The 11,656-nt window shown below is 62.8% G+C and carries 13 protein-coding genes and 1 riboswitch; of the genes, 2 read left to right on the top strand and 11 right to left on the bottom strand.

The window, feature by feature from the left end; translation table 11 throughout:
• Nucleotides 1–4: 4 nt before the first annotated feature.
• The 5 genes from cobW to HKX24_RS01190 all read right to left on the bottom strand — a co-directional run bounded on the left by cobW (nucleotide 5) and on the right by HKX24_RS01190 (nucleotide 3,074).
• Entirely contained in the window at nucleotides 5–1,039 is a 1,035-nt protein-coding gene (gene cobW / locus HKX24_RS01170; RefSeq protein ID WP_271688495.1) for a cobalamin biosynthesis protein CobW, read from the bottom strand.
• A complete protein-coding gene (locus tag HKX24_RS01175) occupies nucleotides 1,036–1,410 on the bottom strand; it encodes a DUF1636 domain-containing protein (RefSeq protein WP_271692566.1) in 375 nt (124 codons plus the stop codon). Before HKX24_RS01175 ends, cobW begins: the two co-directional genes overlap by 4 nt.
• A gap of 72 nt (nucleotides 1,411–1,482) precedes the next feature.
• Nucleotides 1,483–1,995 (bottom strand): hypothetical protein, encoded by a 513-nt coding sequence (locus HKX24_RS01180; protein ID WP_271692567.1) that lies wholly within the window; start codon nucleotides 1,993–1,995, stop codon nucleotides 1,483–1,485.
• Between the two features lie 11 nt (nucleotides 1,996–2,006).
• Complete coding sequence (locus HKX24_RS01185; protein WP_271692568.1) at nucleotides 2,007–2,690, bottom strand: CbtA family protein; 684 nt, start codon at nucleotides 2,688–2,690, stop codon at nucleotides 2,007–2,009.
• A 213-nt stretch (nucleotides 2,691–2,903) separates the two neighbouring features.
• Complete coding sequence (locus HKX24_RS01190; RefSeq protein ID WP_082849519.1) at nucleotides 2,904–3,074, bottom strand: CbtB-domain containing protein; 171 nt, start codon at nucleotides 3,072–3,074, stop codon at nucleotides 2,904–2,906.
• Between the two features lie 33 nt (nucleotides 3,075–3,107).
• A riboswitch (cobalamin riboswitch) is annotated at nucleotides 3,108–3,325 on the bottom strand.
• 165 nt (nucleotides 3,326–3,490) lie between these two features.
• Here HKX24_RS01190 and HKX24_RS01195 point away from each other — a divergent pair.
• Complete coding sequence (locus tag HKX24_RS01195) at nucleotides 3,491–4,501, top strand: PAS domain-containing protein (protein WP_271692569.1); 1,011 nt, start codon at nucleotides 3,491–3,493, stop codon at nucleotides 4,499–4,501.
• A 3-nt stretch (nucleotides 4,502–4,504) separates the two neighbouring features.
• On the opposite strand, the gene pncB is transcribed toward HKX24_RS01195, so the two are convergent.
• Together pncB and pncA are read right to left on the bottom strand one after the other, a co-directional pair.
• Nucleotides 4,505–5,797, bottom strand: a complete 1,293-nt coding sequence (pncB, locus tag HKX24_RS01200) for a nicotinate phosphoribosyltransferase (RefSeq protein WP_067265706.1) — start codon at nucleotides 5,795–5,797, stop codon at nucleotides 4,505–4,507.
• Nucleotides 5,798–5,866: 69 nt separating this feature from the next.
• On the bottom strand, nucleotides 5,867–6,463 hold the full coding sequence (gene pncA, locus HKX24_RS01205) for a bifunctional nicotinamidase/pyrazinamidase (protein WP_271692570.1): 597 nt from the start codon (nucleotides 6,461–6,463) through the stop codon (nucleotides 5,867–5,869).
• Between the two features lie 98 nt (nucleotides 6,464–6,561).
• On the opposite strand from pncA, the gene HKX24_RS01210 reads away from it, so the two are divergent.
• The gene (locus HKX24_RS01210) at nucleotides 6,562–7,461 is read left to right on the top strand and encodes a rhodanese-related sulfurtransferase (RefSeq protein WP_271692571.1); all 900 of its coding nucleotides are present in this window, start codon (nucleotides 6,562–6,564) and stop codon (nucleotides 7,459–7,461) included.
• A gap of 9 nt (nucleotides 7,462–7,470) precedes the next feature.
• On the opposite strand, the gene HKX24_RS01215 is transcribed toward HKX24_RS01210, so the two are convergent.
• From HKX24_RS01215 to HKX24_RS01230, 4 genes are read right to left on the bottom strand one after another with little or no spacing between them, the layout of a single operon-like run.
• The gene (locus tag HKX24_RS01215; RefSeq protein WP_271692572.1) at nucleotides 7,471–8,799 is read right to left on the bottom strand and encodes an FAD-binding oxidoreductase; all 1,329 of its coding nucleotides are present in this window, start codon (nucleotides 8,797–8,799) and stop codon (nucleotides 7,471–7,473) included.
• Nucleotides 8,796–9,617: an ABC transporter permease subunit gene (locus HKX24_RS01220; protein ID WP_271692573.1), complete on the bottom strand. Its 822-nt coding sequence runs from the start codon at nucleotides 9,615–9,617 to the stop codon at nucleotides 8,796–8,798. The genes HKX24_RS01215 and HKX24_RS01220 overlap by 4 nt, the downstream gene beginning before the upstream one ends.
• Nucleotides 9,614–10,489 (bottom strand): ABC transporter permease subunit, encoded by an 876-nt coding sequence (locus tag HKX24_RS01225; RefSeq protein ID WP_067265718.1) that lies wholly within the window; start codon nucleotides 10,487–10,489, stop codon nucleotides 9,614–9,616. The genes HKX24_RS01220 and HKX24_RS01225 overlap by 4 nt, the downstream gene beginning before the upstream one ends.
• Before the next feature lie 2 nt (nucleotides 10,490–10,491).
• Nucleotides 10,492–11,619 (bottom strand): ABC transporter ATP-binding protein, encoded by a 1,128-nt coding sequence (locus tag HKX24_RS01230; RefSeq protein ID WP_271692574.1) that lies wholly within the window; start codon nucleotides 11,617–11,619, stop codon nucleotides 10,492–10,494.
• Nucleotides 11,620–11,656: the final 37 nt, after the last annotated feature.

The raw sequence follows: 11,656 nt of genomic DNA on the forward strand, positions 1-11,656 counted from the left end.
GCGATCAGGCTCCCAAAGTCTCGCGGATTTTGGCAAGGTCGATGTCGTCATGCTCGGCGATCACCACCAGATGCCCGGCGCGCGTGTCGCTGCCCCAAGGGCGGTCGAACTGCTGACGCACCCGCGCGCCCACAGCCTGCACCAACAGGCGCATCGGTTTACCCTCGACAGCGACATAGCCCTTCACGCGCAGGATGTTCTGCTCACGCGCGAGCCGCTCGATCGAGGCCACCAGCGCATCGACATCCGACACTTCCGGCATCGGGATCACCACGGTTTCGAAATCGTCATGCTCGTGATCGTCATGGCCGTCATGATGCGAAGGGCGCGCGGCGAGGTCGTCTTCGGCGGCAGCGTTGAGGCCGAGCACCACCTTGGGGTCGATCACGCCTTCGGTCATCTCAAGGATCGGAATCTCACGCGGGCTTTCCTCTTCAATCACCTTACGGGCTTTGGCAAGGCCATCGGGACCGGCGAGATCGGCTTTGGACATCAGCACGATATCGGCGCAGGAAATCTGATCTTCGAACACTTCGGAAAGCGGCGTTTCGTGGTCGAGGCTGTCATCGGCCAGACGCTGCGCGTCCACGGCGGCGACATCGGCGGCGAAAGTGCCAGCGGCCACGGCCTCGGCATCGGCCAGCGCGATGACGCCGTCGACGGTGATCTTGGACCGGATCGCGGGCCAGTCGAAGGCTTTAAGCAGCGGTTTCGGCAGGGCCAGCCCAGAGGTTTCGATCAGGATGTGATCGGGGCGCGTCGGCAGAGCCATCAGCGCTTCGATGGTCGGGATAAAGTCATCCGCCACAGTGCAGCAGATGCAGCCATTGGCCAGCTCGACGATATTCTCCGCCGGGCAGTCGTCGATGGCGCAGGATTTCAGGATGTCACCGTCCACACCCACGGTGCCAAACTCATTGACCAGAACGGCAAGGCGACGCCCGCCTGCATTGGTCATCAGGTGGCGGATGAGCGTGGTTTTACCAGCGCCGAGAAAGCCGGTGATGACGGTAACGGGAATTTTGGCGAGATCGCTCATGCGGTAGGCTCCTGCGGCAGGGTCAAAGGGGGGATACGCGCAAGGCTTTGCTTGCGAAAGATGACCGGGCGTTCGCGCCATGGCACCAGCCCGTCTTCGGTGGCGGCATAGGCGGCGGCTCCGGCAAGGATGTCGGCGGCGTCTTCCTTGGTCAAGCGGCCATAGACATAGGACCATTTGCCCGGCGCAGACAGTGCCACGGCGGCCCCCTGCGAACAGGCGGAAAGACATTGCACCGGCACGATGGTCACGCCCTCGGGCGCGCCTGCGGCGTCGAGGGCGGCATGAAGCTGCGCGCCGGGGCGCGGGGCGTCTTCCTCCAGCACCTCACCGGCGCGGCAGGTCATGCAGACATGTAGGGTTGCGCTCATTGATCTTGTCCCATCGGGTTATGCGTGCCGGGTATGCGCTCCGGCGCGCTATGAAAAGGGGAGGCGGGGCGATTATTCAACCGTCAGCACCTCGCGGGCCGTAATCGGCGCACCGTTCACCGCCAAGGGGCGGTGGTCATTGGCGTTGAGCGTGACCTCCACCGTGACCTCGCCCTTGGGCAGGTCAGCCAGATGCAGCCATGGGCCGTAAAGCCGCCCGATCTTGGCACCGTTGACATAGACATGGGCATGGCCCTCGCCCGGCTGGTTGTCGCCGCTGGCGTTTTGCGGCGCAAAGGCGAAACCTTCGGTTTCCACATAAAGGTTGTAGCCCGCCATCGGGTCGGGCGTCACGCGGATCGCAAGGCTGGGGGCCTCTTCGGCGGCCAGCGCGATGGGCTGGCCGTGCATCCGCGCGTGATCCGCACCGCCGTGATCCATGGCCGCATGCCCGCCGCCGCCATGGGCGGCAGGGTCGCCGTGGTCATGGCCGTCGAAGGTGACACCATTGCTCGCGGCGATGGCAAAACCGATGCCACCGCCAAAGACCAATCCAATGGCGAAAAGCGCCAGTGATCTGTCCATCTCGACCTCCCTCAGGCGCTCTGCGCGCCTTCACGTTGCCAAAAGAACCCGGCGAAACTGCCCAGCAGAACCCAGGCTGCAAGGCCGATGCCAAGCGCACGCGCGGCGAAGAGCGCGCCGATCTCTGTCGGTACCGGACCGCTGAAGCTTTCGGGTTCGGGTGCGCCGATGACATGGGGGGCCATCAGCAGTACCGCCGCGCCGATCCATGCGCCCCAACCTTTGCCGAAGGCGAGTAGCCACATCGCCACCAGCGCTGCCGCTGCGGTGGCAAACCACCAGATTTGCCGCGCGGTGATGTCCGCTGCGGCCACACCGGGCACCTCGGGCGCAAGGCTGAACCCCGGCGCGAGGTGGAAGGCCACGAAACCGGCGACACCCCAAAGGATGCCCCAGCGGCCATCGATTACCGCGCCGCGCTCTTCGCCAAGGCTCATCGCGGCCAGAAGGATCAGCGCATAGGCAGTATAGGTCAACATGGTGAAGATCAGGCTCAACCCATCGCGGACGGCATCGAAACCGGGCAAATCGGGGTGCGCGCTGACGGGGTCGGCCCCGAAATGCACCAGCGCACCGGTCTCATAAAGCTCGGCATGAAGCAGCACGGGCTGCACGAAATAAAGTTGCAGCAAACCGGTCAACAAGCCGGCAGAGGCCCCGGCGAACAGGGCGGAAGTCAGAAAACGTGAAAACATCGCAATGATCCTTGGATGCGAAATGATACTCAGCGCCGCGTGAAACGCGGGCCGAGCCATCAGCCAGCCTCAAGATGCGCCAAAGCCCTGCCCACACGGTCAAGGGCGGAGGCAGGCAAAACGGCAAGAGGCGGGCATGGAAAGAAAGCCAGAATCACAGACTGCCGGACTGCGGCATGGCAGCCCGGACCCCAGTGATACCGAACGCGGCGCTTAGTGGCAGGGAAAGCCTGTCGCGTGGCGCACGTCATGGGCGGCATCATGCAGGGCTGCGGCCTGCACATGGCCGGTCAGCGCCATCAGAGCCACACCCAATACGGCGGCAAACAGCGCCGGTACGAGTTTGCTGCGCGTGGCACCGGCGGTCTTAATCATCGTCGTCATCTTCAATCTCCTTACCGTCACACCCGACGGCATCTAGCGTTTCATTTGCCTGGCAGGTCTCCTGGCTCGCGGGTCGTGGCCTTTGCCCGCCTTCCCCGTCCGAAAGGACAAGTGGCACGAGGGGCATTGGCTTTCCGCTTACAGTCGCGGGGGCGGCTTCGGCTTCAGGGTCGGGCGACCCCTTACTGAATTCCCTTTTCGGTCCCACACTCAAAGGCGCTTTTCGGGACACCAAGCGCCCTCAATTACGCATTTTAGGCCCTTCCTGACAAGCCGCATTTATCGAACCTCGCGGAACCGTATGGCGCATACAGCATTTAGTAGATAAATATGGCCCAACCCCCAGTATGCGGGTTGACCCAAAAGCCACGTGCAGGGCACATTGACGGCCAGTTTCGATCAAGGGGCGGGAATTCATGAACGACAACACGGTCTCCGCCGCTCGGCAGACCCTGACCGAAGACGTTCTAGGCAAGGTCGTGCGCTATGCCCGCCTGCCGCTGTGCATCACCGACCCGACCCTGCCGGACAATCCCATCGTCTATGTGAATGACGCTTTCACCGATCTCACCGGCTATGGCTTGGATGAGATCGTGGGCCAGAACTGCCGTTTCCTGCAAGGTCCGGAAACCACGCGCGAAAGCGTCGATGCGGTGCGCGAAATCCTACTAGCGCGCCGGGTCGACACGGTTGAGATCGTGAACTACCGCAAGGATGGCAGCCGCTTCCTGAACGCCCTACAACTGGGGCCGATTAATGACGAAGACGGCAATCTGATCTATTTCTTCGGCTCGCAACTCGACGTTTCCGAACGCCGCCGGGTGGAGCGGGAGCACCGGCAACTGGCCGATGACGAATTGCTGCACCGGCTACGCAATATCGTCAACGTCATGACCGCCATGGTCCGCCTGACCGCTCGTGAGGAGCCGTCCCCGGCGGCCTTTGCCGACAAGGTGATCGAGCGGCTGGCCGCCTTGGGCGCGGCGCATTTCGACACGATTGGCCGTAGCGACCAGCATGAGGTGGATTTCGAGACGCTGATGGGGCCGATCATGCGGGCCTATACCTCGGCCACCGAGGATCAGATCAACCTCACCGGGGCGAATCCGCTGATCTCGCACCGCCTCGTTTCCCCCCTGACGCTGGCCTTGCACGAGCTGGCGACGAATGCGGTGAAACACGGCTCGCTCAGTTCCGATACCGGGCGGGTATCGCTGGATATCACCATCCTTCAGGAGCCTGCGCGCATGCGGTTTGTCTGGCGCGAAACAGGTGGGCCAGAGGTCATCAAATCTCCGCGCAACAGCGGCTCGCGGATCATCCAGTCCTTGACCCGCGCAGTCGGTGGCACCCTGCACTACGATTGGCAGCCCGAAGGGTTGATTGCCACGGCGGAGTTCCCCGTGGCCGCCCTTGGCGAAGGCTGACCGTCAAACGATCACCTGCTGCGCGGCCTGCTCTCCGACCCCGAAAACACGCTTGTAACGCGCGATTTCATCCGCCGGCCCCATCGCCTTGTTCGGGTTGTCCGAGAGTTTGACCGTGGGCCGCCCATTGGCGCTGACCGCTTTGCAGACCAAACTAAAGGGCGCCAGCGCATCATTCGGCACCAGCCCGCGGAAGTCATTGGTCAGCAACGTCCCCCAACCGAAAGAGACCTTGGCCTTGCCCGCAAACTGGGCGTGCAGCTCCTTGATCTTGTCCACATCCAGCCCATCGCTGAAGATCACCCGCTTGGTCGTCGGGTCCTCGCCACGGGCGCGCCACCAGTCAATGGCCGTCTGCGCCGCCGTGGCCGGATCGCCGCTGTCGACGCGGATGCCGGTCCAGCCCGCCAGCCAATCCGGCGCGTGATCGAGAAAGCCCTTGGTGCCGTAGGTATCGGGCAGAATAATCCGCAGGTTGCCTTCGTGTTCGTCATGCCAATCCGACAGCACATCATAGGGCGCGCGGGCAAGGGCGGCGTCATCCTCGGCCAAAGCGGCATAGACCATGGGCAATTCATGGGCATTGGTGCCAATCGCCTCAAGCTCGCGCATCATGGCGATGCGACAGTTGGAGGTGCCGGTAAAGGCATCGCCCAGCCCCTCATGCATCGCCTGCACGCACCAATCCTGCCAGAGGTAGGAATGCCGCCGCCGGGTGCCAAAATCCGCGATTGAAAGGTTGTCGACCTCGCGCAGCGCTTCGATCTTTTCCCAGACGCGGGTCATGGCACGGGCGTAAAGCACCTGAAGCTCGAACTTACCCATCGGGTCGAGCGCGGCGCGGCTGCGCAGCTCCATCAGCACCGCCAGCGCGGGAATCTCCCAAAGCATGACCTCATGCCACTTGCCCTCGAAGGTCAGCTCATATTGATCGCCCTTCCGCTCCAGATGATAGGGCGGCAGGCGCATGCCTTCGAACCACTCCATGAAATCGGGGCGGAACATCTGGCGTTTGCCGTAGAAGGTATTGCCGCGCAGCCACGTGCTCTCCCCCCGGCTGAGGCTGAGCGAGCGGATGTGATCGAGTTGCTCGCGCAACTCCCCCTCGTCGATCAGCTTGGCCAGCGGGATATGGGTGGAGCGGTTGATCAGGCTAAAGGTGACCTGCGTGTCCGGCTTGTTGCGAAAAACCGACTGGCACATCAAGAGCTTGTAGAAATCCGTGTCGATAAGCGACCGCACGATGGGGTCGATTTTCCACTTGTGGTTATAGACGCGGGTGGCGATGTCGACCATGGGAGGTTCCTTATTGCGTGCCCCTTCATGCCAAGGGGGCGGACAGATGGGCAAGGGGAAAGCGGCGGATCAGGCCAGCGTCACCCCCGCCGCGCGCATGCCTTCGCGGGCTTTGGCAAGCGATCCGTCCAGATCAATCGCGCGGCACAGGTCTTCGCGCACATCGACCTTGAACCCAAGTTTTGCCGCGTCCACAGCCGAGAAGTTTACGCAGAAATCCAGCGCCAGCCCCACCATGGTCAGCCGCTCGATCCCGCGCGTGCGCAAATAGCCTTCGAGCCCCGTGGGCGTACGGTGGTCATTCTCGAAAAACGCCGAATAGCTGTCGATGTCGGGGTTGTAGCCCTTGCGGATGATCAGATCGGCGCGGTCGGTTTGCAACTCGGGGTGGAACTGCGCGCCAATGCTGCCCTGGATGCAGTGATCGGGCCAAAGCACCTGCGGGCCGTAGGGCATGGTGATGACCTCGTAAGGCCCGTTGTTCTTATGCGATGAGGCAAAAGACGAATGCGCCGCCGGGTGCCAGTCCTGCGTCAGCACCACGGCGTCGAACTCGGGCATCAGCGCGTTGATGCCGCGCAGAATCTCATCGCCCTGCGGCACTTCCAGCGCGCCGCCGGGGCAGAAATCATTTTGAACGTCGATCACGATCAGGGCATGGGTCATGGGCATTCTCCTTACCAAAAGGGGTAGGGCTGCGGATGGGGTAGGTCAATGGCACGCGCCGGATTGAGCTTTGCCGCCGAAGCGCTTATTTGACGCTCATGTATACCATCGCCGCCCTATATCACTTCACCCGCTTCGACGATCCCGCCGCGCTCAAACCCGCGCTTTTGGCGCTTTGCGAGGCGCAATCGGTCATGGGCACGCTGCTGCTGGCCCCCGAAGGGGTGAACGGCACCATCGCCGGGCCGCGCGCCGGGATCGACGCGGTGATCGCCCATCTGCGCGCCCTGCCCGGCTGCGCGGATCTGGAGTGGAAAGAGGCCCCCAGCGACAAGCCGCCCTTCGGCAAGATGAAGGTGCGCATCAAGCGCGAGATCGTGACGATGGGCCAGCCCGATGTCGATCCCCGCGCCAAGGTGGGCCATTACGTCGACCCCAAAGACTGGAACGAATTAATCCGCTCCCCCGATGTGGCGGTGATCGACACGCGCAACAGCTACGAAGTGGCTATTGGCACCTTCGAAGGCGCGGTCGACCCCGAGACCGAGAGCTTTGGTGAATTCCCCGCGTGGTGGGAGGCGAACAAAGACCGCTTCCACAACAAGAAGATCGCGATGTTCTGCACCGGCGGCATCCGTTGCGAGAAATCGACCAACTATCTGATCGGTCAGGGGGTCGAGGATGTCTTCCACCTCAAAGGCGGCATCCTAAAATACCTTGAAGAGGTGCCTGAGCAGGAAAGCACATGGGAAGGCGACTGTTTCGTCTTCGATAACCGCGTCAGCGTCGGCCATGGGCTGCGCGAGGGGCCGCATATGCTTTGCCACGGCTGCCGCCGCCCGATCCTGCCCGAGGATACGCAGCACCCCGCCTATGAGGCCGGGGTGTCCTGTCATCAATGTGTGGATGAGACCTCGGCAGAGGATAAGGAACGGTTCCGCGAACGGCAGCGCCAGATCACGCTGGCCAAGGCACGCGCGGCGCGGGAAGAGGGCTGACCGCCCGCCTCAGCGATCCGACAGCGCGAAGCCTGCATAGGCAAAGGGCATGACCGCCCGGCGAAAACGGCCCAGTTCGAACCGTGCAAGCGGGGCGCGCATGGGGGCGGGATAGGGCCGCTCGGGCGTTATGCCGCGAACCAGATCAGCCAAGAGCGCACCGGAATAGCTGCCCATCGCCACCCCATTGCCGTGGTAGCACAGCCCTGCGAAGATCCCCGGCTGATCCGGCACCTGCCCCACGAATGGCATGCGATTGCGCGCGATACAGACCATGCCCGACCAGCCATGCGGCGTTTCGACATGACGCCACGCGGGGAACATCGCCTCGAAATCCGCCCGGGCCCGGGCCAGCGCCCGCCGCTCGGAATTGGGGTTGGACATCAGCCCGCCGCGCACGCCGAACAACATACGATTGTCAGGCATCAGCCGGAAGTAATGCAGCAGATGGCGGCTGTCATAGCAGGCCTGTTGGCTGGTCCAACCTTGGGCGGAAAGCTCTGCCTCGGTCATCGGGCGGGTCACGATCACGCTGGATTGCGTCGGCATGTAGCGCGCGGCCAGCCATCGCGGCAGGTCTTCGGAGGAATAGCCGTTGGTGGCAATGATCACCCGCTCGGCCCGAATGCAGCCCTGCGGCGTCGTGACCTCGAACGCGCCCTCGCGCCCCGTCACCCCGGTGGCCGGGCTGTTGTGATAGATCGCGGCCCCCGCCTCTTCCGCGGCCTGTGCGAGGTCGGTCACATATTTGCGGGGGTTGAGGCCAAAGCCAATCGGCACCGTGATCGCGCCCTCGAAGCCTGCGTTCAGCCCCTCGGCGGCCAGATCGGCCTTTTCGGTCAACCGGGCCGTGACGCCGTAATTCTCCGCGTAGTACTCCAGCCTGCCGCGCATCTCTTCGAAATCGCGCGGGCGGTGGGCCAGCTGGGTTTCCCCTCGAGAATGCCGATCAACATTGATGCCGCGGGCGGCGATGAAATCCTCCACCTGTCGGATCGCCGCCACCTCGGCCTGCCGCCAGCCAAGCCGCTCTGCCCGCCCGAATTTCCGGTCAAGCGCCGCGTCGTCCAGCATCCCGCCGCCCAAGCAGCAAAAGCCCCCGTTGCGGCCCGAAGCGCCAAAGCCCACCCGCTCGGCCTCCAGCACCGTGGCCCCGACCCCGGCCCGCGCCAGATGCAGCGCGGCATTGAGGCCGGTAAAACCGCCGCCGATGATCACCACATCGGCCTGCGCGTCGCCTTGCAGCGCCGGACGCTCCGGCGCGCCATGGGTCTGGTCCCACCAGCAGCCCGCACGCGGCGCTTCGGAATAGGCGAAATTCGCGTAGATACGCTTCATGCGGCGGGCCGTTCCGCCGCGCGGGCCTCCTCCTGCGCGCGCAGGCTTGAGCGTTTGCTGACCAGCGATGCAGTGATAACCCCTACGGTCACGATGGCGATCATGATCGTCGAGAGCGCGTTGATCTCGGGCGAGACGCCCAAACGCACGGCGCTGAAGATCTTGATCGGCAGCGTCGTCGCCGATGGCCCGGCGGTGAAGGAGGCGATGACCAGATCATCGAGGCTGAGCGTGAAGGCCAGAAGCCAGCCCGAGATCACCGCAGGCGCGATGATCGGCAGGGTCACGAGGCGGAAGGCCTCCCAAGGGGACGAACCGAGGTCGAGCGCGGCCTCCTCCAACGAACGGTCGAAGGACACTAGCCGCGAGGAGACGACGACCGAGACATAGCACATCGAAAAAGTCGTATGCGCCAGCACGATGGTCAGCACGCCCCGGTCCAGCCCGATGCCGATGAAGAGCAAGAGGAGCGACAGACCGGTAATCACCTCTGGCATCACCAGCGGCGCGTAGATCATGCCGGAGAACAATGTCCGCCCCATGAACCGCCCGCTGCGCACCAGCACATAGGCCGCCATCGTGCCCAGCACCGTGGCGATGGAGGAGGAGATCACCGCGACCTTCAGCGTGACCCAAGCGGCGTTCAGGAAGGCTTCGTTTTGCAACAGCTCGCCATACCAGCGGGTCGAGAATCCGGCCCAGACCGTCACCAGTTTCGAGGCGTTGAAACTGTAGATCACCAGAATGATCATCGGCAGGTAGAGAAAGGCGAAGCCCAAGGTGAGCGAGGTCACGTTGAACCATGTCATCCGCTTCATTGTTCGGCCTCCGCCTGTTTCTGCTGGTTGCGCTGGAAGAGGATGATCGGGATGATCAGGATCAGCAGCAGGATCACCGCCACCGCGCTCGCCACCGGCCAGTCGCGGTTGTTAAAGAACTCCTCCCACAGCACCTTGCCGATCATCAGCGTGCCCGACCCGCCCAAAAGCGAGGGGATCACGAATTCACCCAGGGCCGGGATGAAGACAAGGAAGCTGCCCGCCACAATGCCGTTGCGCGACAGCGGGATCGTCACCAGCCAGAAGGCTTGCAAACGCGAGCAGCCGAGATCCTCCGCCGCCTCGTTCAGGGATTCATCCAAGCGGTCCAGCGCGGCGTAGATGGGCAGGATCATGAACGGCAGGTAGGTATAGACGATGCCGATGTAGACTGCCGTGTTGGTATTAAGGATCTGTAAAGGCTCTGCCGTTAGACCCAACCCCATCAAAAGTTGGTTCAGCAGCCCTTCGTTGCTGAGAATGCCCATCCACGCATAGACGCGGATCAGGAAGGAGGTCCAGAACGGCAGGATCACCAACATCATCAATGTGGCGCGCCACTCTTCGGGGGCGCGGGCCATGCCGTAGGCGATGGGATAGCCGACCAAGAGCGTCAGCGCGGTCGATACAACGGCGATGCGCAGGGAGCTCAGGTAGGCTTTCCAATAAAGATCGTCGGAGGCGAGGAAGGTAAAATTCTCGAAATCCAACTGGGCGATCAGGGCGCTGATGCCGTCCTTGATCGTCGGCGTATAGGGCGGGATCGCCAGTGCCGTATCGGAGAGGGAGATTTTGAAAACGATAAGGAAAGGCACCAGAAACAGCGCCAACAGCCAGAGGTACGGAACCGCGATCAGGGCGAAACGACGCATGTTCATTGCGCCAACAAAACGCCTGCGGTGGCGCTCCATGAAATCCAGACCGGGTCTTCCCATGTGATGTCACGGCGCGCGATGCGGCGAGTGTTGGCCGTCTGCGCCTTGATCACCTGGCCGCCGGGCAGTTCGACGTGATAGGTGGAGAGGTTCCCCAGATAGGCGATGTCGAGCACTTTGCCCTGTAGCGCATTGGGCGCATCCTCGGGCCGCTCGGTCGAGATGCGGATTTTCTCGGGCCGGATCGCCAGATGGGCCTGCTGTCCCTCGCTGAACGGCGCGGCAGAGGTGGCGGTCAGCGGCGGCTGCCCGTCGATCCAGTTCAGATGATATTGATCTTGGCCAATGGCCTTGGTGCTGGCTTCGATGATGTTCACGTCACCGATGAAGTCAGCGACATAGACGGAATTCGGCGCCTCATAGATCTCGGCTGGGGTGGCCACCTGAATCACACGCCCCTCGTCCATCACCGCCACGCGAGAGGCGACGGTCATCGCCTCTTCTTGGTCGTGGGTCACGATGACGAAGGTGGTGCCGGTGGATTCTTGGATGTCCATCAGCTCGAACTGGGTGTCTTGCCGCAGCTTCTTGTCCAGCGCGCCCAAGGGTTCATCAAGCAGCAGAAGCTTCGGCGCTTTGGCTAGCGAGCGCGCCAGCGCCACACGCTGCCGTTGGCCGCCGGAAATCTGATGCGGTTTGCGGCGGGCGAATTTCTCTAGCCGGGTAAGCTTCAGCATCTCGGCCACGCGGGCGGCGATGGCGTCCTTCCCCATCTTGTCGCGGCGCAGGCCGAAGGCGATGTTGTCCCAGATGCTGAGATGCGGAAACAGCGCGTAGGATTGGAACATCATGTTCACCGCGCGTTTGTTCGGGGGCACCGGGGCGATATCCTGCCCGGTCAATTCAATGCGCCCGGTGGTGGGGCTTTCGAACCCGGCCAACATGCGCATCATCGTCGTCTTGCCACAGCCCGAAGGCCCAAGCAGGGCAAAGAATTCCTGTGCGTAGATATCCAAAGACAGATCGTCGATGGCGACGAACTCACCAAATTTCTTGGTCACATTCTTAAAGCGAATGAGCGGCTTTTCGTCGGGGTCGTTCCAGGGGGCGAAGACGGTTGGGCTCACGGTTGAGACATCCTTTGATCGGGCTTTGCTCGGGCTT

The sequence above is a fragment of the Sulfitobacter sp. M85 genome (genome assembly GCF_029285915.1).
In the GTDB taxonomy this organism is placed as follows: Bacteria; Pseudomonadota; Alphaproteobacteria; order Rhodobacterales; family Rhodobacteraceae; genus Sulfitobacter; species Sulfitobacter faviae.

What these genes read in the sequence shown, in the direction of transcription:
- cobW (WP_271688495.1), bottom strand. Translation starts at nt 1,039, where the DNA reads ATGAGCGATCTCGCCAAAATTCCCGTTACCGTCATCACCGGCTTTCTC.
- HKX24_RS01175 (WP_271692566.1), bottom strand. Translation starts at nt 1,410, where the DNA reads ATGAGCGCAACCCTACATGTCTGCATGACCTGCCGCGCCGGTGAGGTG.
- HKX24_RS01180 (WP_271692567.1), bottom strand. Translation starts at nt 1,995, where the DNA reads ATGGACAGATCACTGGCGCTTTTCGCCATTGGATTGGTCTTTGGCGGT.
- HKX24_RS01185 (WP_271692568.1), bottom strand. Translation starts at nt 2,690, where the DNA reads ATGTTTTCACGTTTTCTGACTTCCGCCCTGTTCGCCGGGGCCTCTGCC.
- HKX24_RS01190 (WP_082849519.1), bottom strand. Translation starts at nt 3,074, where the DNA reads ATGACGACGATGATTAAGACCGCCGGTGCCACGCGCAGCAAACTCGTA.
- HKX24_RS01195 (WP_271692569.1), top strand. Translation starts at nt 3,491, where the DNA reads ATGAACGACAACACGGTCTCCGCCGCTCGGCAGACCCTGACCGAAGAC.
- pncB (WP_067265706.1), bottom strand. Translation starts at nt 5,797, where the DNA reads ATGGTCGACATCGCCACCCGCGTCTATAACCACAAGTGGAAAATCGAC.
- pncA (WP_271692570.1), bottom strand. Translation starts at nt 6,463, where the DNA reads ATGACCCATGCCCTGATCGTGATCGACGTTCAAAATGATTTCTGCCCC.
- HKX24_RS01210 (WP_271692571.1), top strand. Translation starts at nt 6,562, where the DNA reads ATGTATACCATCGCCGCCCTATATCACTTCACCCGCTTCGACGATCCC.
- HKX24_RS01215 (WP_271692572.1), bottom strand. Translation starts at nt 8,799, where the DNA reads ATGAAGCGTATCTACGCGAATTTCGCCTATTCCGAAGCGCCGCGTGCG.
- HKX24_RS01220 (WP_271692573.1), bottom strand. Translation starts at nt 9,617, where the DNA reads ATGAAGCGGATGACATGGTTCAACGTGACCTCGCTCACCTTGGGCTTC.
- HKX24_RS01225 (WP_067265718.1), bottom strand. Translation starts at nt 10,489, where the DNA reads ATGCGTCGTTTCGCCCTGATCGCGGTTCCGTACCTCTGGCTGTTGGCG.